The sequence below is a fragment of the Pseudomonas sp. GNP013 genome (assembly GCF_054343995.1).
Map to the genome: position 1 here is coordinate 2,531,783 of NZ_JBTGUT010000001.1, position 23,758 is coordinate 2,555,540.

Below are 23,758 nucleotides of genomic sequence, written 5' to 3' on the forward strand. Positions count from 1 at the left end.
ATGATAAGCGAAAATTTTTCCACCCCGCCAACCGCTCAAGCATCGCCCTCGCCGACCAACTGGTCAGACCAGGACCTGTCAACCGCCAAATATTTGCTTGTGATTTCAAAAAAATCCGGCCTAGACTGGCCGCGCACTGGACTTACCGGTATGACCACAACAATTAAGCCCTGGAACCACCAGGGCACCGAATAGGGATTCCTCCCATGCTCAGATGGTGCTCGCGTTCGATTTTCCTGCAAGTCGTGATTGGCCTGATGCTCGGCATCGCCTGCGGCCTGGCCCTTCCCGAATTCTCCACGCAACTCAAACCTCTGGGTGACGGTTTCATCAAGCTGATCAAGATGCTGATTGGCCTGATCGTATTCTGCGTGGTGGTCAGCGGCATTTCCGGCGCCGGCGACCTGAAGAAAGTCGGGCGCATCGGTCTCAAGTCGGTGATCTACTTTGAAGTGCTGACCACCGTCGCCCTGGTGATCGGCCTGATCATGGCGTTCAGCACCGGCATCGGCCAGGGCGCCAATATTCACCTGGAGCAGCTCTCCTCCGCCGGCCTCAATGAACTGGCGGACAAGGGCCAGCACCTCAAGGGCACCAGCCAGTTTCTGATGGACCTGATCCCCAACTCGGTGATCGGCGCCTTTGCCGACAACAATGTGCTGCAAGTGCTGCTCTTCTCGGTGCTGTTTGGCAGCGCACTGAACCTGGTGGGCGAAGCGGCCTCGGGCATCTCGCGGCTGATCAACGAACTGAGCCATGTGATTTTCCGCATCATGGGCATGATCGTGCGCCTGGCACCGATTGGCGTGTTCGGTGCCATCGCGTTCACCACCAGCACCTACGGCCTGGATTCGCTGCAACACCTGGGCAGCCTGGTGGGCCTGTTCTACCTGACCTGCTTTGCCTTCGTCGCACTGATTCTCGGCCTGGTGATGCGCCTGTCGGGCCTGCGCATGCTGCCGCTGCTCAAGTACCTGCGCGAGGAGCTGCTGATCGTGATGGGCACCGCCTCCTCCGACGCCGTGCTGCCGCAGGTGATGCGCAAACTCGAGCACCTGGGCATCGGCAGTTCCACCGTGGGCCTGGTGATTCCCACCGGTTATTCGTTCAACCTCGACGGATTTTCAATCTACCTGACCCTGGCCATCGTGTTTATCGCCAACGCCACCGGCACGCCGCTGTCGATGACCGACCTGATGACCATCCTGCTGGTATCGCTGATCACCTCCAAGGGTGCCCACGGCATACCCGGTTCCGCGCTGGTGATTCTGGCGGCGACCCTCACCGCCATCCCGGCGATTCCCGTGGTGGGCCTGGTGCTGGTGCTGGCGGTGGACTGGTTCATGGGCATTGGCCGCGCGCTGACCAACCTGATCGGTAACTGCGTCGCCACCGTGGCCATCGCGCGCTGGGAAAAAGACATTGATATCCAACGCGCCAACAAGGTGCTGGACGGCGAGCAGGGTTACGCCTTCCAGACAAAGAAACCGGTGTTGCCCGCGCATCAGGAATTCTGAAAGCGACACAGATTCACTGTGGGAGGGGGCTTGCTCCCGATAACGGTGGGTCAGCTTGCACCTCCGGTGACTGAAACACCGCGATCGGGAGCAAGCCCCCTCCCACACTGGATTTTCACTGGGATAACCACTGTGTTTGCAACTTAAGGAGGCATCGACGTGATCAGCACCTCAACCGTCGTCAATTCAGTCGTGGAAAAACTGCGTGCCGCACTCAAGCGCGGCCAGTGGCGGCGCGGTGAAATGCTGCCCGGTCAGCGTGAACTGGCCGAACAGATGGGCATCAGCCGGCCCAGCCTGCGCGAAGCAGTGATCGTGCTGGAAACCCTCGGCCTAGTGCGGTCCATGCCCGGCAAAGGCGTGGTGGTGCTGGAAAACAGCGTCAGCCAGCCACACTCGAACGACGCCGTGGCCGATGCCAGCCTGGAAGATATCCTGCAACTGCGCTACACCCTCGAACCGTTCATTGTCGGCCTGGTGGCGCAATCGATCAGCACCCAGGAGGTCGGCCAACTGCGCCTGACCCTGATGGACATGCGCGAAGCCCTGGATGCCAGTGATGCCGAAGCGGGCATGCACGCCTACATCGGCTTCCATGAAGCGCTGTTCGCCCTCACCGCCAACCCGATCTTCCAGAACGTGGTGCAGCAAACCCGCAACGCTCTCAAACAGAGCGCCCAGGTACTGCGCAACTCGCCCGAGCACCTGGCCGAACGCCTGCGGGAAAACGAAGCCGTGGTACGCGCCATCCGCAACAAGAACAGCGCCCTGGCCAGTGCCGAAATGCGACGGCATATCCTTCAGGAAGGCCTGCGCATGGGCATCGCCCTGACCATTCCGGACGACCATCCGGGCAGCTGATTTTTGGAGACCGGCCATGACCGCCCACGCCCTGCACCGCCACCCGCCCCAGCCGCCACTGCACTTGATTGCCGGTAAAAAGCCCTCGGCAGACGACATTTACGCGCGGCTGTTCGACGCCATCCTTGAACACCGCATTGTCCCGACCAGCCGCTTTACCGAAGAAAGCCTGGCTGAAACCTTTGGCGTGAGCCGCAGCGTGATTCGCCGGGTGCTGACCCGGCTGTCCCATCAGCAGGTGGTCCTCCTGCGCCCCAACCAGCGCGCCCAGGTCGTCGCGCCGGATGCGCAGCAAACCCGGCAGATTCTCGAGGCACGGCGACTGACCGAAGTGACCGTGGTGCAATTGGCCTGCGCCCAGGCCACGCCCCTGCACATACGGCAACTGCGCGAATTGATTGCACGGGAACGTGAGTGCATCGAACGGGATCAACGCGGGCCGGCAATTCGGTTGTCCGGGGAATTCCATATGCAACTGGCGGTGATGGCGGGCAATGGACCGCTGGCGCAGTTCCTCAACGGCCTGGTGCCGTTGACGTCGCTGGTGATTGCCCAATATGCAGCGCAGGCCTGCACGTATTGCGCGTGGCAGGAACATGGGGCGATTGTGGATGCCGTCGAACAGGGTGACTCAAACGTGGCTGTGAGGTTGATGAGCCAATACCTGGATCACCTTGAAAGCAGGCTGCTTAAACGCCACTGACTTTAACTAAATAGGCAAATCACCCACATTGGATGTGTGGTGTTGGACAAAAACTGATCCAACAAAAAGCCCCTGCATCTCACGATGCAGGGGCGTTTGTCTTACTGCCTGATCAAGCCGGCTGCAGCACCGACTGACCACTCAACGCCAGGTCCAGCAATTCACGGTTGGCCACCGCGTACATGGCGTAGTCCGTGCCGACCGCAGCACGAATTTCCACCATCATGGCGCGCCAGCGATCAGCCATGTCCTGGTGCTGCTCAAGCCACAGGGCCACGCGGGCGTCCATCTCCTGCGGCGCGTCGGCCATTTGCAGGACCGAGATGGTGATTGCCCGTTGCTGCCAGTCCACATCGTCGCGGAACGCTTCGCGGGCCTGGGCCTGCCAGTTGTTGGCCACCGGCAGATCGCTGATCTGCTGCAGGTACCACGGCAGGTCCAGGGCGCTGCCCACGGCAAAGTAGGCCTTGGCCACTTCGGCGGCGTCGTGCCCGGTGACGTCGGCAGCTTCGATGATCGGCAGCAAGGTGTACAGGTGGGTGGTGCCTGCCACCATGCGCGCCAACAATTCCGGCACGCCGGCTTCGGTGTAGGCCTGGTAGCGGGTCTGCCAGCCTTCGCGGGTCGGGCCTTCCAGCAGTTCGTCGAGCTTGAGGCCCAACGCCGCCAGATGCGGACCGAAGTGCGCGGTGTCACGGCCAGCGTCCTGCTCGTTGCGACGGCTGCGCAGGAACCAGCGCGTGGCGCGGCGGCCCAGGCGCATCAGCTCGTCCATCAGTTCCAGCTGCACGTCGGCGGAAACCTGATGGTCCAGCGCCTCGATCTGCCGGAACCAGTGCGGCAGGTGAAAGATGTCACGCACGATCACATACGCACCGGCCACGTTCGCCGGGCTCATGCCGGTCGACTCCTTGAGGCGCTGCACGAAGGTGATGCCCATGTGGTTGACCAGGTCGTTGGCGATCTGGGTGCTGACGATCTCACGCTTGAGACGATGGCGACGCATGGCCTCGGAGAACTTGGCCACCAGGCTCGGCGGGAACGCGGTCTCCATGTCACGGGTCAGGTACTCGTCGTCCGGCACCTGGGACTTGAGCAAGGCTTCCTTGAGGTCGATCTTGCTGTACGAGATCAGCACCGACAGCTCCGGACGGGTGAGGCCCTTGCCATTGGCAGCGCGCTCGGTCAGTTGCTCCTCGGTCGGCAGGTACTCGATGGCGCGGTCCAGCTTGCCACGGCCTTCCAGGTCGCTCATCAGACGCTTGTACTCGGCGGCACGCTCGTAGGCACGGCGGGCGGCCAGGGACAGGGCCTGGGTCTGCTTGTAGTTGTTGCCCAGCACCAGGTGGCCGACTTCGTCGGTCATGCTCGCCAGCAACTGGTTGCGCTGCTTGTCGGTCATGTCACCGGCCTGCACCACTTCGTTGAGCAGGATCTTGATGTTCACTTCGTGGTCGGAGCAGTCGACGCCACCGGCGTTGTCGATGAAGTCGGTGTTGGAGCCGCCGCCATTGAGACCGAATTCCACACGACCCAGCTGGGTCATGCCGAGGTTGCCGCCCTCGCCCACCACCTTGCAGCGCAGCTCGTTGCCGTTGACGCGCAAGGCGTCGTTGGCCTTGTCGCCCACGTCTGCATGGCTTTCGGTGCTGGCCTTGACGTAAGTGCCGATGCCGCCGTTCCACAACAGATCCACGGGTGCCTTGAGCAAGGCATTGAGCAGCTCGGTCGGGGTCAGCTTGTCAGCCTTGATGTCGAAGCGTTCTTTCATCTGCGGCGAGATAGCGATGCTCTTCGCGCTGCGCGAGAAGATACCGCCGCCTTCGGACATGATGCTGGTGTCGTAGTCGGTCCAGGCTGAACGCGGCAGCTCGAACATGCGCTGGCGCTCGACGAAGCTGGTGGCCGGGTTCGGGTTCGGGTCGATGAAGATATGCAAGTGGTTGAAAGCCGCGACCAGTTGCAGCTTGTCGGACATGAGCAAGCCGTTACCGAACACGTCACCGGCCATATCGCCGACGCCCACCACGGTGATGCTGTCTTCCTGCACGTTGATGCCGCGCTCACGGAAGTGACGCTGCACACCCACCCACGCGCCCTTGGCGGTGATGCCCATTTTCTTGTGGTCGTAACCGGCCGAACCACCAGAGGCAAATGCATCGCCCAGCCAGAAGCCGTAGTCGATGGCGATGCCGTTGGCGATGTCGGAGAAGGTCGCCGTGCCTTTGTCAGCCGCCACCACCAGGTACGGGTCATCGTTGTCGTGACGCACGACGTTGGCAGGAGGCACCAGCGCGCCGTCTTTCAGGTTGTCGGTAATGTCCAGCAGCCCGGAGATGAAGATGCGGTAGCAGGCGATGCCCTCGGCCGCGATCTCGTCCCGGCTGCCGCCCAACGGCAGGCGACGCGGCAGGAAGCCGCCCTTGGCGCCCACCGGCACGATCACCGAGTTCTTCACTTGCTGGGCTTTTACCAGGCCGAGCACTTCGGTGCGGAAGTCTTCTTCACGGTCGGACCAGCGCAGGCCGCCACGGGCGACGTTGCCAAAGCGCAGGTGCACACCTTCAACGCGCGGCGAGTAGACGAAGATTTCAAACTTCGGCACTGGCTTGGGCAGCTCGGGGATCGCGTGCGGGTTGAACTTGAAGCTGAAGTACGACTTGTTCTGGCCGTTGGCATCGGTCTGGTAGAAGTTGGTGCGCAGGGTGGCCTTGATCAGGTCCAGGTAGCGCCGCAGGATGCGGTCTTCGTTGAGCACCTGAACATCGTCCAGGGCGCTGGTGATCGCTTGTTCCAGACGCTGCTGCTTGTCTTCCAGATCATCGGCGGTGAGCTTGCGCGCCAGGTAGAAGCGGGTCTTGAACAACCGCGTCAGCTCGCGGGCGATGTCAGTGTGGTTGTTCAACGTGCTGGCGATGTAGCCGAGGTCAAAGCCCAGGCGGATCTGCTTGAGGTAACGCGCGTAGGCACGCAGCAACGCCACGTCGCGCCAGGGCAGACCGGCGGTGAGCACCAGACGGTTGAACGCATCGTTCTCGGCGTCGCCATGCACGATGTGCACGAACGCGTCCTGCAGGGTGTCGTTGAGCTGCTGGATATCCAGGTTCACGCCTTCGGCGGCGATGAACGCAAAGTCATGGATCCAGAATTCGCGGCCGTTGGCATGACGCAGGCGGTACGGGAATTCACCCAGCACACGCAGACCGAGGTTTTCCAGGATCGGCAACACGTCGGACAGCGCCAACGGAGTGTCGGCGTGGTAGAGCTTGCAATGCAGCTCGCGCTGGCCGGAGACCTGGCCCAGCGGCTGATAGAAGCTCATCACCAGCGGGTTGGCTTCGGTGAGGCTGAGCAGGTGCTGCATGTCGACCACGGCCGAATGCGCGGCAAAGCGCTCGCGGTAGCCGGCCGGGAAGCCTTTCGGGAAATCCGCCAGCACGTTGGTGCCGTGGGCTTCGCCGAAGCTCTCGACGACCAGGCTTGCGTAGTCGTCCTGCCAGCTGCGGCAGGCCTGCACCACTTCCTTTTCCAGTTGCAGCGGGTCGATGTCCAGACGGTTCTTCGGGTCGACCCGCAGAATCAGCTGCACACGGGCCAGCACCGACTCGGAGAAGAAGGTCCAGAACTCGCAGTCGGAGGCCTTCAGGCGGTCCATCAGCACTTGCTGGATTTTCTGCCGCACTTCGGTGGAGTAGACGTCACGCGGCACATAGGCCAGGCAGTAGCAGAAGCGTCCGTACGGGTCTTTGCGCAGGAACACGCGGATCTTGTTGCGCTCCTGGATCTGCACGATCGACATCACGGTGCTGAACAGCTCGTCGACCGGGGTCTGGAACAGATCGTCACGGGGCAGCACTTCAACCACCTGGGCCAGTTCCTTGCCCAGGTGAGCCTTGGGCTGGAAGCCGGAGCGGCGTTCGATCTCCGCGACCTTGCGGCGGATATACGGGATGACCCGCACGCTTTCGCCGTACACCGACGAGGTGTACAGGCCCATGAAGCGGTGTTCCTTGAGGACCTTGCCGTCGGCATCGATCTCGCGGATCGACACGTAGTCCGGGTAAGCCGGGCGATGTACGCGGCTTGGGTGCGCCGCCTTGGCGAACGACAGCACGGTGGGCTCGCGCAGGTAGGCCACGGCGTAGTCTTCGATGCGCAGGTCGTCGGCGCTGAGGCCGGCACGCAGCAGCTTGGTCAGACCGAGGAAGGAGCTGGCGTCATATTCGATATGACCGCCGTCCGCCTCGTCACGTACCACGAATTCTTCGTAGCCCAGGAAGGTGAAGTGGTTGCCCACCAGCCATTCGAGGAAATTCTTGATCTCGGCTTTTTCTTCGCCGTCAATCGCGTACTGGCTGGCATCGATACCGGCCAGCAGGTCCTGGACCTTGGCTTTCATCGGTTCGAAATCGGCCACCGCCACCCGCACTTCGCCCAGTACCTGCTCCAGCTCTTTGCTCAGCACGCTCAGTTCGGCGGCGTTGGCGCAGCGGTCGATTTCCAGGTACATCAGCGATTCTTGCTCGATGCCCTCGCCCTGGGTGCCCTTGGGCAGGATTTCCAGCAGATCGCCCTTGCTGCCACGACGGGTGCTGAGCACGGTGGTCTGCAGGGTGTGGATGCTGTAGCCACGGCGGTTCAGCTCGGTACGTACCGAGTCCACCAGAAAAGGCAGGTCACGGTGCAGCACTTCAACCGCAGTGTGGGTCGACTGCCAGCCGTGACGTTCGTAATCGGGGTTGTAAACGCGCACTTGCGGTTGCGCAGGATCGAAGCGCTCAAGCAGGCGCCAGGCAGACAGGGTGCAACCGGCCAGGTCAGACAGGCGACGCTGGGTCAGTTCATCCAAGGAAATAATGCCGAAGAATTGCTCAGCGAACAGTGCCACTTGTGGCAGTGCCTGTTCGCTGATGTGCTGCGCCAGTGCCGCTTGCAGTTGATGCTGGAAGTCGGCCTTGCTGGCTGCGGTGAAGAACGCCATCTGTGGTACTCCGCTTGGGCTTGTTATTGATGGAAGCGTCGCGTGTTATCCCCGTGCGGGGAGACCGTCAGCTCTGTTCGTGGGTAACGATGACAAACACCATAAACCAATCAGAGTGACAGGTGGGTGAAGCTGGACAAGACAGTCAGGTCACATACAACTTCCACAGGATGAACCGCAGCCGGGTGACGGTACGACGGGCAGGTCAGACGCCCGGCCAGGGCACATCCGTTGCGCAGCTTAACGAGTGCGGGAAGATAGCTGCTTGCGATCCTGCGACATATTCGGTCATCGGTACGCAGGGTTGGGGTTGCGCCTTGGGCAACCCGGTTTCCTCGGCAGAAAAACCGTCTGTTTTCCAGGCCTGGAGTACCGAAAATGACTGGTATTGCCCGTCAGGTCATGCTTGGGGTCTGACACAGGATGCAGCACAAAATTCGCCGCAATGGCACAATTGCCCGCGCATCACCCTCCCCCCGACAGGATTCCCCATGCTGCAATTTAAAACCGACGCATTGATGGCCACCCCGTGCGACGACGAAGAAGACAACATGGCCATGCTCTGCTGCCACGGTAAAAACGGCGAGATGTTCATGCTGAGCCGTTACCCGGATGAAGACGAAGTGGAGTTGACCTGGGACTACGAGCCGTCGACGCTGGACGGGCTGAAAGTCAGCCTGAGTGACACGACCTTGCTGATTGAGCTGGCCGCTGGCGATGCCGATGCCTTGGGTGGCAAGGACCAACTGGAGATCAGCCACGCCACCGTTGCGGCGGATATGGCCGAAGTCGAAGAGACCTTGCAGAACATTCTCAAGGGCACCGGCACCTTCACCCGGATTTAAGCTGCACCAACGATCAAATTTGGGAGAGGGGCTTGCTCCCGATAGCGGCGGGGCAGTTGATACATCTGTGACTGACACACCACTGTCGGGAGCAAGCCCCCTCCCACATCGGCCGTGTTCCAAAACAAAAATCCTACACGATTTGCCAAAAATACCCGTTACGCCGTTAGTCGCCGCCCCCTTCGATGCATTAAAGTAGACGCCCCCGGCCTTGGCAGTTTGCATAACACCCAGGCTCTTCTTCCCAGGAACCGTCATCGATGGAACATCGTGAAGCGCTGCTTGCGCTGCGAACCTTTCTTTCCACGCAGATTCTCGGCCAGGAAAAACTCATCGAGCGCCTGCTCATTGCGCTGTTGGCCGACGGCCACATGCTGGTGGAAGGCGCGCCGGGCCTGGCCAAAACCAAGGCCATCAAAGAACTGGCCGAAGGCATCGAAGCGCAGTTCCATCGTATCCAGTTCACCCCCGACCTGTTGCCCGCCGACATCACCGGCACCGAGATCTATCGTCCGGAAACCGGCAGCTTCGTGTTCCAGCAAGGCCCGATCTTCCACAATCTGGTGCTGGCCGACGAAATCAACCGGGCGCCGGCCAAGGTGCAGTCGGCCCTCCTCGAAGCCATGGCCGAGCGCCAGGTCAGCGTGGGTCGCAGCACCTACGACCTGTCGCCGCTGTTTCTGGTGATGGCCACGCAAAACCCCATCGAGCAGGAAGGCACCTACCCGCTGCCCGAAGCCCAGCTCGACCGTTTCCTGATGCACGTCAAGATCGGTTTCCCCGACGCCGCCGTGGAGCGGCGCATCCTGCAACAGGCGCGCGGCGAAGCGCTCAACGGTGAAACCAAGCCCGAACGCCGCGTCAGCCAGCAGGCGATCTTCGCCGCGCGCAAGGAAATCCTCGGCCTGTACATGGCCGATGCGGTGGAGGAATACCTGGTGCAACTGGTGATGGCCACGCGCACCCCGGCCAAGTTCGACGCGGAAATGGCCGAATGGATTGCCTACGGCGCCAGCCCCCGGGGCTCGATTGCCCTCGACCGCTGCGCCCGTGCCCACGCCTGGCTCGCCGGTCGCGACTTCGTCAGCCCGGAAGATATCCAGGCGGTACTGTTCGACGTGCTGCGCCACCGCATCATTTTGTCCTTCGAGGCAGAAGCGGCCGGCATCGACCAGGACCGCGTGGTGCAACGCATTCTCGACGTCGTTGCCGTCGCTTGAAGCCGATGAACACCAGCGCCGGGATCCGCGTCACGCTCAGCGAGCTGATCGAGATGCGTCATCGCGTGCGCGAAGTGCAGCTGTTCTCCACGCCCGGCCAGCGCAGCCCGATGATCGGCCTGCACCACTCCAAGCTGCGCGGGCGCGGTGTCGACTTCGATCAGGTGCGCGTATACCAGGCCGGCGACGACGTGCGCACCATCGACTGGCGCGTCACCGCGCGCACCCAGGAACCGCACACCAAGCTGTTCCACGAAGAGCGCGAACGCCCGATCTTCATCATGGTGGAACAAAGCTGCCGGCTGTTTTTCGGTTCGGGGCAGATGTTCAAGTCGGTGCTGGCGGCGCAGGCCGCCAGCCTGATCGGCTGGGCCGCGCTGGGGCATAACGACCGGGTCGGCGGGCTGGTGTTTGGCGACCGCGAGCACTACGAAATCAAACCCCGACGCAGCAAGCAGAGCCTGCTGCAACTGCTCAATCGCCTGGTGCACGTCAACCAGAGCCTGAATACCGACAGCCTTCCGGAAGCCGATGCCCTGGGCATGGCCCTGCGCCGTGGCCGCGAGGTGTTGCGCCCGGGCAGCCTGGGCATCGTGATCTGCGACGAGCGCGCCCTCACCGAAGGCGCCGAACAGCAACTGAGCCTGCTGTCGCGCCATTGCGACCTGCTGCTGCTGCCGATTTCCGACCCGCTCGACCACGCCCTGCCCGCCGCCGGGCTGCTCAGGTTCGCGCAACGCGGCGCGCAACTGGAACTGGACACACTCAACTTCGACCTGCGTCAGGCGTACAAGGCCCAGGCCGAAGCGCGCACGGCCCGCTGGGAACGGCTTGCACAGAAACTGCGGGTGCTGCTGATGCCCTTGAGCACCCAGAGCGAAATGGTCGAGCAACTGCGCGAATACCTCAACCCGCAACGCCCGGTCAAAAAACAATGAGCAGCCTCGACCAACTGCAACCGCTGATCACCCCGCCGCCCATTGGCCTGTGGCCGCCCGCGCCGGGCTGGTGGCTGTTGCTGCTGGCAGTGCCGCTGCTCGGCTGGGGCCTGTGGTGGGCTCGCCGCTTCCTGCCCGCCCGCCGTCCCGTAGCCCGCGCCGAACAACCGCTGGACCCGTTGCGCATCGCCGCCCTCGCCGAACTGGCCTTGATGCCCAAGCCATACGACGGCGCCCCCGCCGGTGCCTGGCTGCAACAGCTCAACGGCCTGCTCAAGCGTCTGTGCCGCAACGATTACCCCTACAGCCAGAGCCACACCCTCAACGGCCGCAAATGGCTGGCATTCCTCGATAACCGCTGCCCGGCCGCCGGCCTCACGCGCTGGATGGTGCTGGTAGAAGGCGCCTACAAGCCCGAATGCAAGCTCGACGACAAGGCCATCGCCGGCCTCACCCAGGCCGTCGACACGTGGATTCGCAAACATGTTTGAGTTCGCCTGGCCGTGGATCTTTGCCCTGCTACCTTTGCCCTGGTTGATGCGACTGCTGCTGCCCATCGCCGACAGCGGCGAGCCGGTACTCAAAGTCAGCTACCTCGAGGACCTCGAAGGCCTGGCCCGACGCCGCGCGCGCATCAACCTGCCCGGCTGGCGCCAGCAAGCGCCGTTCGTGGTGCTGTGGCTGTTGCTGCTGACCGCCGCCGCCCGCCCCGAATGGCTCGGCGAACCGCTGCCGATTGCCGCCAGTGGCCGCGACCTGCTGGTGGCGGTGGACGTGTCCGGCTCCATGGACTTCCCCGACATGCACTGGCAGGACGAGGACGTCAGTCGCCTCAGCCTGGTCAAGCATTTGCTCGGCGATTTCCTGCAAGGCCGCGAAGGCGATCGCGTCGGGCTGATCCTGTTCGGCAGCCAGGCATATTTGCAGGCGCCGCTGACGTTCGACCGGCGCACCGTGCGCACCTGGCTGGACGAAGCGCGCATCGGCATCGCCGGCAAGAACACCGCCATCGGCGACGCCATCGGCCTGGCCCTCAAGCGTCTGCGCCAACGCCCGGCGCAGAGTCGCGTGCTGATTCTGGTCACCGACGGCGCCAACAATGGCGGCCAGATCGACCCGCTGACCGCCGCGCGCCTGGCAGCCGAAGAAGGCGTGAAGATCTACCCCATCGGCATCGGCGCCGACCCCGAGCAGACCGGCTCCCTGGGCATTCTCGGCGTCAACCCGAGCCTGGACCTCGACGAGCCGGCGCTCAAGGCCATCGCCCAGGCCACCGGCGGCCAATATTTCCGCGCCCGGGATGGCCAGGAGCTGCAGCAGGTGAAGGAAACCCTCGACCGCCTTGAACCGGTCGAACAGCAACCCACCCAGGCCCGCCCGGCCCAGGCGTTGTACAGCGGGCCGCTGGCGTTGGCGCTGATCCTGAGCATGCTGCTGGTGATCCAGGAACGCTGGCCCGACAACGCGCTGCAACGGCTGTTGAGCAAACTGCCGAGCCGGGGGATGTTCCTGCCGCAGCGCCCCGAATGGCGCCAGCGCCTCAAACGCCTGCGTTTGCGGAGGCGTCGATGATCGATCTGTGGCCGCATTGGTTCCGTCCCTGGTGGTTGTTGCTGCTGCCGCTGCTCGGCTGGCTGCTGTGGCAGTTGTGGCACCGGCAAAAACGCGCCGGGCGCTGGCAGATGATCCTGCCGCCTGCGTTTCACGCCGTGCTGCTCAGCGGCGGCAACGGGCGCGAGAGCAAATCGCCGTGGGTGTTGCTGGGCCTGGCGTGGCTGCTGGCTTTGCTGGCGTTGCTTGGTCCGAGCTGGCAACGCGTGGAACAAACCAGCCAGAAGCCTGCCGACCCGTTGGTGGTGCTGCTGGAGCTGACCCCGCAAATGCTCGCCACCGACAGCCCGCCCAATCGTCTCGAACAGGCGCGGCGCAAGCTGTATGACTTGCTGCAGGCGCGCAGCGATGCGCAAACCGCCATCGTGGTGTACGCCGGCAGCGCCCACACCCTGGTGCCGCTGTCGGACGACCTCGGCACCAGCCGCAACCTGCTCGAAGCGCTGCGCCCCTCGATCATGCCCGAGCCTGGCCATCGCGCCGACCTCGCCGTGGAAAAGGCCCTGGCCCTGCTCAAGCACGGCGGTCTCGGCCAGGGGCGCCTGCTGTTGATCGGCTCGTCGCTGTCCAAACAGGAGCGCCAGGGCATCCGGCTGTTGCTGCAGGGCAACGCGTCACCGGCGCTGTCGATCCTCGGTATCGGCAGCCGCGAAGGCACGCCGGTGACCCAGGAAAGCGGCGAGTTCCTCAAGGACGAACAAGGCGCGATCCTGATCCCGCGGCTCGACAGCCCGACCCTCAAGGCCTTCGCCAACGAGATGGGCGGCCGCTACCGCGCCGCGCGCCTGGACGACAAGGACCTGCGCCAGCTCGGCGTGCTCGACCCACCGCAAACCCTGCTCAGCGACGGACAATGGCTGCACCTCGACACCTGGGCCGACCAGGGTTACTGGCTGCTGCTGCCGCTTTTGCTGCTGGCCGCCTGCGCCGGTCGCCGCGGCTGGCTGTTCTGCCTGCCCCTGCTGCTGCTCGCCGCGCCGCAGCCCAGCTACGCCTTCGAGTTGCAGGACCTGTGGCTGCGCGCCGACCAGCAAGGCCAGCAGTTGCTGCAAAAACAACGGCCGGCCGAAGCTGCCGAGCGTTTTGCCGACCCCCAGTGGCAAGGCGTGGCGCTGTATGAGGCTGGCAACTACGCCGAGGCGATCAAGCGTTTTGCCCAGGGCACTGACGCCAGCGCCCACTACAACCGAGGCAACGCCCTGGCCCGCTCCGGCGAGCTGGAAGCGGCGATCGATGCCTACGACCAGGCCCTGGAAGCACAGCCGGACCTGCAACCGGCGCTGAAAAACAAGGCCCTGGTCGAAGCCCTGATGCAGCAGCAGGCGCCCCCCGAGCCGCCAGAGCCTGCAAAAAACGAAGATGACGAAACCACCCAACCCGGCCAAACTGCGCAACCGGGCGACAGCGGGCAACGTGCCACTGGCGGCGAGCAATCGTCCCAGGGCCAGGGCCAGACCGGTGACACCCAGCCGGGTACGCCGGCCAAGTCCGGCAGCAACGAAGTACCGGGCAGCGAGCTGGGCGATGAGCAAACCACCACCCCGCCGCTGAGCGCCAATGACGCCAGCCTTGACGGCGAACACCGCCAGGCCCTGGAACAATGGCTGCGGCAGATTCCGGACAACCCCGGCGAGCTGCTGCGGCGCAAATTCTGGTACGAACAGCAACAGCATCAGGACAAGACGCGATGAGCCGCCGCACCACCCTTCTGCTTCTGCTCGCGCTGACGGCAGGCCCCGCCCAGGCGGCGAGCCTGGTCGCCAGCGTCGACCGCAGCCGCCTCAACGCCGGGGAAACGGTGGAACTGACGGTGGAATCGAGCGACGTCACCCAGTTCGGCAAGCCCGACCTGTCGCCGCTGGACGCGCAGTTCGAAGTCAGCGGCACACGCCAGATCAACCAGCTCACCACCCTGGGCGGCGACAACCACGCGACCACGCGCTGGATCATCACGTTGTTGCCCAAGGAGAACGGCGAGGTGGTGATCCCGCCGCTGCAGGTGGGCGAATACACGACCCAGCCGATCACCCTGCAAGTGATGGAAACCGCCAGCCAGAACACCAGCGCGGAACTTGCACCCGTGTTTGTGCAGGCCAGCCTCGACCAGAACACCGCGTACGTGCAGGCTCAGGTGCTGTTGACCGTGCGCGTGTACCACTCGGTGTCGCTGTATGACGACAGCAGCCTCACGCCATTGCAGATCCCGGACGCGCGCATCGAGCAACTGGGCGAGTCGCGCACCTACGAGAAAGTCATCAACAGCATCCGCCATGGCGTGATCGAAACGCGCTATGCCCTCTACCCGCAGCGCAGCGGCGCGGTGGAGATTCCCGCGCAGACCTTCAGCGCGACGCTGGTGGAGTCGCGCCCGGCGCAGGAAAACACCCTGCAAGGCACCAAGCCGGGCAGGCTGATCCACGTCAGCTCCGCGCCCATGCTGCTGACGGTCAAGCCCAAACCCGCCCTGTACCCGGCGGATACGCCCTGGTTACCGGCGCGCAGCCTGACCCTCACGGAAAGCTGGAATCCGGAGCCTGAGCATGTGCAGGTCGGCGATTCGCTGACCCGCAGCCTCACGGTCAAGGCCGAAGGGCTGTCCAGCGCGCAACTGCCGACCCTGCCCAGCACCGACATCGCCGGTCTGCGCCGCTACCCGGACCAGCCGGTGCTGGGCAACCAGAACAGCGACCGCGGCCTGGTCGGCAGCCGCGAAGACCGCGAGGCGCTGGTGCCCAACCGGGTCGGCGCGCTGGAGCTGCCGCCGGTGGAAGTGGTGTGGTGGAACACCCACGAAGACCATCTGGAGCGCACCAGCCTGCCGGCGCGCACCCTGCAAGTGGCCAACAACCCGAGCCTGGTGGTGGACACGCCCGCCACCCCGACCATCATCACTGCACCGGACGACAGTCGCCTGTGGCTGTGGCAGTTGAGCACCCTGCTGCTGTCCTGCACCACCCTGCTCGGTTTCGGCCTGTGGTGGCGCGCCCGCTCGCAGCCGGCCGTGTTGCGCGCCGCGCAAACCGGCCCGAGCCCGCGCAGCCTGCTCGACGACCTCAAGCGCGCCACCCAGGCCAACGACCCCCAGGCCACACGCCAGGCGCTGGACGCCTGGGCCCGCCAGCAACCGGAAACCCTCGCCGAAATGGCCGCGCGGTTCGTGCCGTTGTCGGATGCGCTGGATGGGTTGAATGGCGCGCTGTACAGCGAAGGGGGCCACTATTGGCTGGGCGAAGACCTGTGGCGCGCGGTGAAAGCCATTCCGATAGCGGACCGCGAGCAGGACCCAACAACGGACAGCACCAGCTTGCCGCCGCTCTATCCCAAATAACCGACACACCCAAAACTCATGTGGGTGGGTTTGTCTGTGGCGAGCGGGCTTGCCCTAATGCCGTTCAGTTAAGCGCAGATTCCCTGTGGCGAGCAGGCTTGTCCTGCGTTGGGCTGCGCAGCAGCCCCAAAGCCAGGCGCTGAGCCGTATCAGGTACACCGCGTTTTGCTCGATTGGGGGCGCTTCGCACCCCAACGCGGGGCAAGCCCGCTCGCCACAGGGAGGGTGAGATTTCCGGTTCTAAAGCAGCCCGTTATTTTGTGTTTGATAAGAGTGGCTTGCCCCTCCCACCCTTGAACTGTGTCGGTTTCAGGCATAGCCCGCGCTTTTGCAGGTAAACTCCCCTCCTTTCCATCTTCTCCACGGAGTTCGCCTTGCGTCTGTTTCACACCTCCGACTGGCACCTGGGCCAAAACCTCCATGGCCAGGAACGCGACTTCGAACACGCCTGTTTCCTGGCGTGGCTGCTCGGCCAGCTCAAGGCCCACAGCCCTGACGTGCTGCTGATCGCCGGCGATATCTTCGACACGGTCAACCCGCCGCTCAAGGCCCAGGAGCGGCTGTATGACTTCATCATCAGCGCCCACGAACAAAACCCCGCACTGACCATCGTGATGATCGCCGGCAACCATGACTCCGGCTCGCGCATCGAGTTGCCCGCGCCGTTGATGCGCCGTCTGCGCACCCATGCGCTGGGCCGGGTGCTGTGGCTGGATGACGGGCAACTGGATGCCGAGCGCCTGCTGATTCCCTTGCCCAATGCCAAAGGCAAGATTGCCGGCTGGTGCCTGGCGCTGCCCTTTCTGCGCCCGGCGGAAGTCACTGGCGCCCACTTGGGCGACGACTACCTGCGCGGCATCGGCCAGGTGCATGAATGGTTGATCGCCGCGGCGAACGCCAAGCGCAAAAAAGGCCAGGCGCTGATCGCCATCAGCCATGCACACATGGCCGGCGGTTCGGTGTCGGAAGACTCCGAGCGCAGCCTGATCATCGGCAATGCCGAGGCGATGCCGGCCAGCCTGTTCGATAGAAGTATCGCCTATGTTGCCCTCGGCCATTTGCACAAACCGCAAAAGGTCAACGGCGAAGAGCGCATTCGCTACAGCGGCTCGCCGATTCCACTGTCGTTTTCCGAGATCGGCTACAAACACCAGATTCTCGACGTGATGTTCCAGGGCGAAAGACTGGTCAGCGTCGAACCGATCCTGATTCCGCGCTCGGTCAACCTGCAACGCCTGGAAGCTGCCCCCCTGGCCGATATCCTCAAGGCCCTGGCGGACTTGCCCGACATCGACCTGCTCGCCGAGACCCAGCGCCATCCCTGGCTGGAAGTGCGGGTGCGCCTGGACGAGCCGCAACCAGACCTGCGCCAGCAAATCGAAACCGCCCTGCAAGGCAAGGCCGTGCGCCTGGTGCGCATCGCCGCCGAATACGCCGGCACACGCGGCCAGGACGACGCGGACCAGGCGCGGCTGGTCGAACTCGACCAGCTCACGCCCCAGGAGCTGTTCAGCCGCGCCTGGCAGGACAACTATGGCAGTGAAGTGGATGAACAGACCTTGAAGGACTTCGCCGTGTTGCTCCAGGAAGTGCAGCAGGAAGGTGAGCAACCATGAAGATCCTCGCCATCCGCCTGAAAAACCTCGCCTCCCTGGCAGGCCCGTTTGAAATCGACTTCACTGCCGAGCCCCTGGCCAGCGCCGGGCTGTTCGCGATTACCGGGCCCACCGGCGCCGGTAAAAGTACCTTGCTCGATGCGCTGTGCCTGGCGCTGTTTGGCGCGGTGCCACGGCTGGGCGACACCGGCCAGGCGAAAATGCCCGACGCCGATACCGACATTTCCATCGGCGACCCGCGCACGCTGATTCGCCGCGGCACGGGCGGCGGCTATGCCGAGGTGGATTTTGTCGGCGTCAACGGCCGTCGCTACCGCGCGCGCTGGGAGGCCAACCGCGCCCGCGACAAGGCCAGCGGCAAGCTGCAAAACAGTCGGCAAAGCCTGCTCGACCTGGACAGTGATCAGGTGCTGGCCAGTCAGAAAACCGAATACAAGACCCAGCTGGAACTCGCCCTGGGCCTGAACTTCGAGCAGTTCACCCGTGCGGTGTTGCTGGCCCAAAGCGAGTTCAGCGCCTTCCTCAAGGCCAATGACAACGAGCGCAGCGAACTGCTGGAAAAGCTCACCGATACCGCGCTGTACACCCAGCTTGGCCGCCGCGCCTTCGACAAGACCCGGGACGCCCGCGAGGTGCACAGGCAACTGCAGGACCAGGCCACCGGCATTGTCCCGCTGGCCGCCGAAGCCCGCGCCGAGCTGGACCAGCAACTGAGCGAGGCGCAGCAACAGCTCAAGACCCGGCAGGCCCAGCTCAGGCAGCTGGAGTTGCAGCACACCTGGCTCAAGGAGTTGCGTGAGTGGCAAGAGCGCCATCAACATGCGGCGCAGCAACTGCAGCGCGACGAGCAGGCCTGGGCAGCCCAGGCCCCGCTGCGCCAGGACCTTAATCACCTGGAGCAGTTGGCGCCGCAACGACACCATTTTGCACGCCAGGCCGAACTCAGTACCTTGCTCCCGCCACTGGCGGCGCAGATTCAGCAGTATATTGAACAGCAACACGCGCTGCAGACCCGCCAGCAGCAGGCACAGCTGCAACAAACCAGCGCGCAAAGCGCTGTGGCCCAGGCGGTAAAAAACCAGGCCGACGCTGCGCCGCTGTTGCGCCAGGCCGTCGAAGAGCAAAGCACCCTCGCCCACCTGACCCGCGACCTCGCCAAGCGCACCGAAGAAAAACACCAGCAGCAAAGCGCCTGCCTTGAAGGCCAGGCCCGGCTCAAAGCCATGCAGGACAAACACGCCGACGTCGAACAGCGCCTGCAGCGCCTGGCCGCAGAGCTTGAGCGCAGCGCCAACCTCGCCCCGCTGAGCGACGCCTGGAACGCCTACCGCGACCGTCTGCAACAGTTGATGCTGATCGGCAACCGCCTGAGCAAAGGCCAGGCCGAATTGCCCCAACTGGAGCAGCGCGCCACGGCCACTGCACAGGCGTTCGCCGAGCAGCGCGAAGCGCTGGACCTGCTGTTTCAGGAGGCCGGTGCCGAACCCCACGCGGTAGCGGAACAGGTGCAACTGCTGGCCAGCCTGCTGCAGGACAATCGCAAGCAGCAGCGCGCCTTCGAAGAGCTGACGCGCCTGTGGGACAGTCTGCAACAGTTGGACCAGCAAGCCGCCACCCTCACGCAGAAGCTCGCCGATGCTGCGCAACAACGCGAGCATCTGAACCAGGCCGGCCTGCAAGCCAAGGCCGAACTGGCGGTGGCCGAACAGACCCTCACCGTGACCCGGCAACTGCTGGAGCGCCAACGCCTGGCGCGCAGTGCCAGCGTCGAGGAGTTGCGTGAACAGTTACAGGATGACCAGCCCTGCCCCGTGTGCGGCAGCCCTGAACACCCGTATCACCAGCCCGAAGCGTTGCTGCACAGCCTGGGCCGTCACGATGAAACCGAAGAGGCCACGGCGCAGAAGGTCGTCGACACGCTCAAGGAAAAGCTCACCGAACTGCGCGGTGAAGTCGGTGGCCTGATCGCCCAGCAGAAAGAGTTTTTGCAACAACAGGAACACCTGGCCGCCCAGCACACTGCGCTCAAGCCGAGCCTTGAAGCGCACCCTTTGTCGGCTTCGCTGTTCAATCAGGAAGCGGCCAAACGCAGCGCCTGGCTGGGCCAGCAGCTCAACCAGCTGACTCAGAGCATCGGCCAGGACGAACAGCGCCAGGCCGCACTGCTCAACCTGCAACAGAATGCCGGGCGCCTGCAACAGCAGTTGAACAGCGCCCAGCAAGCGAGCCAGCAAGCGCGCCAACTGATGCTCGACCAGCAACGCGAACTGGCCAACGACCGCGAACGCCTTGACGAAGAGCTGCACGCCTTCGCCAACCTGTTGCCCGCCGAAACCCTCGACGGTTTGCGCAGCGATCCAGCGGCAACCTTCATGCTGCTCGACCAGCACGTCAGCCAGCGGCTTGAGCAACTGGGCCACCAACGCGACGAACTGGCCGAACAACAAGCGCGTCAGCAGGCCATCGAAAAAGAGCACACCCATCAGCAACACCGTGAGCAACAGCTCGACGCGCTTAACCAGCAATTCAACGAGCTGGCGACGCAGCAACAGGCCGCTCAGGAAAAACTCGGTACTTTGCTGGGCGACTACACCAGTGCCGAACACTGGCAACAGCAACTGGAACAGGCAGTGGTGCAATCGCGCCAGAGCGAAGCCGAGGCCAGTCAACAGTTGCAGGCTATTCACGACGAACTGATCCAACTGGCGGCCGACCTCAAGGCTCGTCAGGAGCGTCAGTCGGCGCTGCACAGCGAACAACAGGCGCTCGACACGCGCTTGAGCGAGTGGCGCGCACGGCATCCCGAGCTGGATGACACGCACCTCACGCGTTTGCTGGCGTTCGATGATGCCCAACTGAGTGAGCTGCGTCAGCAGGTGCAGACCAGCGAAAAAGCCCTCGAGCAAGCCAGGGTGTTGCTGCATGAGCGCGAACAGCGCCTGGCCGAACACCAGGCCCTGCACAACGGCAACCTCGAAGCAGAACAGTTGGACAACAGCCTCGCCGCCCTCAATCAGCACATCGCCGAGGCCGAAAAACAGTGCGCCGAGCTGCGCGCACGTCAATCGGAAGACCAGCGCCGTCAGGAGGCCAACAGCGCACTGGCCGCGCAAATTGCCCGGGCCTATGAAGAGTGGCAGCGCTGGGCACGCCTGAATGCGCTGATCGGCTCGGCCACCGGCGACACCTTCCGCAAGATCGCCCAGGCCTACAACCTCGACCTATTGGTGCACCATGCCAACGTGCAGTTGCGCCAATTGGTGCGCCGCTACCGCCTCAAGCGCGGCGGCAGCATGCTTGGCTTGCTGGTGATGGACACGGAAATGGGCGACGAACTGCGCTCGGTGCATTCGTTGTCCGGCGGCGAGACGTTCCTGGTGTCGCTGGCCCTGGCCCTGGGGCTGGCGTCCATGGCGTCGAGCACCCTGAAGATCGAGTCGCTGTTTATCGACGAAGGCTTCGGCAGCCTGGACCCCGAGTCGCTGCAATTGGCGATGGATGCCCTGGATGGCTTGCAGGCCCAGGGCCGCAAGGTGGCGGTGATCTCCCACGTGCAGGAGATGCACGAGCGCATCCCGGTGCAGATCCAGGTCAAGCGTCAGGGCAACGGCTTGAGTACGCTGGAGGTCCAGTGAGCGAGGCGCTGTTGTATTCGTTCCGGCGTTGTCCTTATGCGATGCGCGCACGTCTGGCCTTGCGTTATTCAGGCGTGGCGGTGTGCATCATTGAGGTGAGCCTCAAGGCCAAGCCGGCCGACATGCTGGCGCTGTCGCCCAAGGGCACGGTGCCGGTATTGAGCGTGGGCGGCCAAGTGATCGATGAAAGCCTGGCGATCATGCAATGGGCCCTGGCGCAGCACGACCCGGATGATTGGTTGCTGCAGGATGACCCGGCCGCGCTGGCGTTGATCGCCGAGAATGACCAGGGCTTTAAATATCAGTTGGATCGGTACAAGTATGCCGAGCGCTACCCGGAGCATCCGATGGAACATTATCGGGCCGAGGGTGAGGTGTTCCTGCAGAAGCTGGAAAATTTACTGGCGGGGCATAGCTGCTTGTTGGCCGATCATTTGAGCCTGGCAGATGTGGCACTGGCGCCGTTCGTGCGCCAGTTTGCCCATGTGGATCGCAAGTGGTTCGCCAGTACGCCCTATGTCCGATTACAAACCTGGCTGCAGCGCTTTCTGCAATCGCCGCTGTTTGTAGCGGTAATGGCCAAACCCTGAGTTCAACACCATCAAATGTGGGAGCTCAGTTCAAGCTTATCGCAGGGTCTTGTGATCCAGGGCGGCATAGAAGTTGGCGCTTTGTTGCAGGTACTTCTGGGTGTAGGCGCTGGTGCCGGATTTTTTGTCGGTGACTTCCACGCTGGCGGCCGCTGGCAAGGCAACAGTGGCGGAAACAGCAGAAGCGGCGATGATGGAGAAGAGGTTCAAGTTCATGGCGGTAACCCTCGTGTTCGTGTGGTTGAGTGGCCGGGGAAGGCCTTGGGACTCAACGTACGCCCGAGGGTTGAACCTTAGAAATGCTTTGAAACAGTAGCCGCTATTAACAGAATTAATAGACAAGCTCAGGCCCCGCATTGCGGGGCCTGTGGCTTATTGACGCAGCAGAAACTTGAGGTCGCTGGGCGCATCAATAGGCAGTTTCTGCACGGTTTTACCCAGCAGGCCGGTCTTCGGGTCGCGTTCGATCACCACGATTTCATTGCTCTTCTGGTTGGCGATCAGCACAAACTTGCCGCTCGGGTCCAGGCTGAATTCACGCGGGTGGTCGCCCTCGACGGAGCGTTTTTGAATCTGCTTGAGGTGCGCCGTCGCCGGGTCGATGCTGAACACCAGCAGTTGATTGGCCGTACCGCGATTGCTCACGTACAGGAACTTGCCGTCACTTGAGGCATGCAACGCCGCACCGGCCTTGTCGGTCACCGGCTGGCCGGTGGCGTAATCCACCAGTTGGGTCTGGGTGAGCTGGCCGTCCTGATAATCGAACACCGCAATCTGGGCGCTCATCTCGGTGGTCAGCCAGGCATGCTTGCCGTCGGCGCTGAACAGCAGATGACGCGGACCGCTGCCGGCCGGGAGTTGCACCGACGCCGGCCTGGCCGGGGTCAAGGGCTGTTCGTGGTTGGCCTTGGGGTCATAACGGTAGACAAACATCTTGTCGGCACCCAAGTCCTGCACGAACACGTAGTTGCCATCGGGCGATGACACCACCGAGTGCACATGGTTGGACGCCTGGCGCTCAGGGTTTACGCCACTGGCGGGGTGCCCGCTCATCTGCACCGGTGCCGACAGCTTGCCACTGGCGTCCAGCGGCAGAATCGCCAGGCTGCCGCCCGGGTCTTCCAGTACCGAGTAGTTGGCAACGAACAGATAGCGCCCGTCAGCCGCAATGCTGGAATGGGTCGGCTCATTGCCCAGGCTCTGCACCTGATTGATCAGGCTGAGCTGATGGTTCTGCGGGTCGATGCTGTAGCCGCTGACGCGTCCGACCGCATCCTGCTGGCCCGGGCCATTTTCGTTGACCACGTAGAGACGCTTCTGGTCTTTGGAAAGGGTCAGCCAGGACGGATTGGCCGCCTTGGCCGCCAGCACCGGCTTGCCGTTGAACTGGCCGGTACGGCTGTCGAACTGCAGGCGGTAGATTCCTTCGCTGCTGCCAGCGGTGTAGCTGCCCACCAGCAGGTCATGGGTGTCGGCCGGTGCAGCCTGCACCGACATCGCACCGACACTGCCCGCCATCAGCAGCGGCCAGAATTTACGCATCATCATGCTCGTCGTCCTCATCGTTATTGTTGCCGGTGATCGCACTCATGCAGATCAGGCGATGCTCGCCCGAGTCACCGCAGAGGGTCCAGCTTTGCAGGGTGTTATCAAACGTGGCGTTTTCCACCTGCTGAAGGCTGAAGGTCCAGCGCTTTTCTGCGCGGCCGTCCATGGCGGTGATCAGCAGGTGTTCCTTGGACAGCGCAAAGTCGAAGGCGTGCAGCCCGTCAATTTCAAGCATGTCGGCGGTGGCAAGGACGGTGGTGAGGTTGTCGGCAGTCATTACGAGTCGGTCATCGGCAAAGAGAAAGTGCACATGATAGGCGAGTTGGCGCATCAGAGGGTGGCGGTAACCGGCTAACGCCCGCGCG

Annotated in this window: 17 protein-coding genes; 13 read left to right on the forward strand and 4 right to left on the reverse strand. The window is 63.4% G+C overall.

Annotation, left to right across the window (positions count from 1 at the left end; genetic code table 11):
• Positions 1-191 precede the first annotated feature (191 nt).
• The 3 genes from ACXX81_RS11145 to ACXX81_RS11155 all read left to right on the forward strand — a co-directional run bounded on the left by ACXX81_RS11145 (position 192) and on the right by ACXX81_RS11155 (position 3,081).
• Positions 192-1,517 carry a C4-dicarboxylate transporter DctA gene (locus ACXX81_RS11145; RefSeq protein ID WP_231423747.1) on the forward strand — a complete coding sequence of 442 codons (1,326 nt, stop codon included), beginning with the start codon at positions 192-194 and terminating at the stop codon, positions 1,515-1,517.
• A gap of 159 nt (positions 1,518-1,676) precedes the next feature.
• Positions 1,677-2,378, forward strand: a complete 702-nt coding sequence (locus ACXX81_RS11150; RefSeq protein ID WP_209981621.1) for a FadR/GntR family transcriptional regulator — start codon at positions 1,677-1,679, stop codon at positions 2,376-2,378.
• Positions 2,379-2,394: 16 nt separating this feature from the next.
• Positions 2,395-3,081 (forward strand): GntR family transcriptional regulator, encoded by a 687-nt coding sequence (locus tag ACXX81_RS11155; protein WP_458571682.1) that lies wholly within the window; start codon positions 2,395-2,397, stop codon positions 3,079-3,081.
• A gap of 112 nt (positions 3,082-3,193) precedes the next feature.
• Here the strand turns inward: ACXX81_RS11155 and ACXX81_RS11160 are convergent, their stop codons facing one another.
• Positions 3,194-8,062 (reverse strand): NAD-glutamate dehydrogenase, encoded by a 4,869-nt coding sequence (locus tag ACXX81_RS11160; protein WP_209981619.1) that lies wholly within the window; start codon positions 8,060-8,062, stop codon positions 3,194-3,196.
• Positions 8,063-8,553: 491 nt separating this feature from the next.
• Between ACXX81_RS11160 and ACXX81_RS11165 the strand changes: the two genes are divergently transcribed.
• From ACXX81_RS11165 to ACXX81_RS11210, 10 genes are all read left to right on the forward strand, one after another.
• On the forward strand, positions 8,554-8,907 hold the full coding sequence (locus ACXX81_RS11165) for a hypothetical protein (protein ID WP_231423741.1): 354 nt from the start codon (positions 8,554-8,556) through the stop codon (positions 8,905-8,907).
• 260 nt (positions 8,908-9,167) lie between these two features.
• The gene (locus tag ACXX81_RS11170) at positions 9,168-10,127 is read left to right on the forward strand and encodes an AAA family ATPase (protein ID WP_003236444.1); all 960 of its coding nucleotides are present in this window, start codon (positions 9,168-9,170) and stop codon (positions 10,125-10,127) included.
• A 5-nt stretch (positions 10,128-10,132) separates the two neighbouring features.
• The gene (locus tag ACXX81_RS11175) at positions 10,133-11,065 is read left to right on the forward strand and encodes a DUF58 domain-containing protein (RefSeq protein ID WP_209981617.1); all 933 of its coding nucleotides are present in this window, start codon (positions 10,133-10,135) and stop codon (positions 11,063-11,065) included.
• Complete coding sequence (locus tag ACXX81_RS11180) at positions 11,062-11,556, forward strand: DUF4381 domain-containing protein (protein ID WP_209981615.1); 495 nt, start codon at positions 11,062-11,064, stop codon at positions 11,554-11,556. The genes ACXX81_RS11175 and ACXX81_RS11180 overlap by 4 nt, the downstream gene beginning before the upstream one ends.
• Entirely contained in the window at positions 11,549-12,637 is a 1,089-nt protein-coding gene (locus tag ACXX81_RS11185; RefSeq protein ID WP_231423740.1) for a vWA domain-containing protein, read from the forward strand. Before ACXX81_RS11180 ends, ACXX81_RS11185 begins: the two co-directional genes overlap by 8 nt.
• Positions 12,634-14,367 (forward strand): VWA domain-containing protein, encoded by a 1,734-nt coding sequence (locus tag ACXX81_RS11190; RefSeq protein WP_209981610.1) that lies wholly within the window; start codon positions 12,634-12,636, stop codon positions 14,365-14,367. The genes ACXX81_RS11185 and ACXX81_RS11190 overlap by 4 nt, the downstream gene beginning before the upstream one ends.
• Positions 14,364-16,004 carry a BatD family protein gene (locus ACXX81_RS11195; RefSeq protein ID WP_209981608.1) on the forward strand — a complete coding sequence of 547 codons (1,641 nt, stop codon included), beginning with the start codon at positions 14,364-14,366 and terminating at the stop codon, positions 16,002-16,004. The genes ACXX81_RS11190 and ACXX81_RS11195 overlap by 4 nt, the downstream gene beginning before the upstream one ends.
• Before the next feature lie 374 nt (positions 16,005-16,378).
• On the forward strand, positions 16,379-17,620 hold the full coding sequence (locus ACXX81_RS11200) for an exonuclease SbcCD subunit D C-terminal domain-containing protein (protein WP_458571683.1): 1,242 nt from the start codon (positions 16,379-16,381) through the stop codon (positions 17,618-17,620).
• Positions 17,617-21,255 (forward strand): SbcC/MukB-like Walker B domain-containing protein, encoded by a 3,639-nt coding sequence (locus tag ACXX81_RS11205; RefSeq protein ID WP_458571684.1) that lies wholly within the window; start codon positions 17,617-17,619, stop codon positions 21,253-21,255. The genes ACXX81_RS11200 and ACXX81_RS11205 overlap by 4 nt, the downstream gene beginning before the upstream one ends.
• Complete coding sequence (locus ACXX81_RS11210; RefSeq protein ID WP_458571685.1) at positions 21,252-21,845, forward strand: glutathione S-transferase; 594 nt, start codon at positions 21,252-21,254, stop codon at positions 21,843-21,845. The genes ACXX81_RS11205 and ACXX81_RS11210 overlap by 4 nt, the downstream gene beginning before the upstream one ends.
• Positions 21,846-21,881: 36 nt before the next feature.
• Here the strand turns inward: ACXX81_RS11210 and ACXX81_RS11215 are convergent, their stop codons facing one another.
• The 3 genes from ACXX81_RS11215 to ACXX81_RS11225 form a co-directional block, all read right to left on the reverse strand.
• Entirely contained in the window at positions 21,882-22,061 is a 180-nt protein-coding gene (locus tag ACXX81_RS11215) for a hypothetical protein (protein ID WP_209981600.1), read from the reverse strand.
• Positions 22,062-22,217: 156 nt separating this feature from the next.
• Positions 22,218-23,393 carry a lactonase family protein gene (locus ACXX81_RS11220; RefSeq protein WP_209981598.1) on the reverse strand — a complete coding sequence of 392 codons (1,176 nt, stop codon included), beginning with the start codon at positions 23,391-23,393 and terminating at the stop codon, positions 22,218-22,220.
• Positions 23,380-23,670 (reverse strand): DUF5629 family protein, encoded by a 291-nt coding sequence (locus tag ACXX81_RS11225; RefSeq protein WP_231423735.1) that lies wholly within the window; start codon positions 23,668-23,670, stop codon positions 23,380-23,382. The genes ACXX81_RS11220 and ACXX81_RS11225 overlap by 14 nt, the downstream gene beginning before the upstream one ends.
• Positions 23,671-23,758 lie beyond the last annotated feature (88 nt).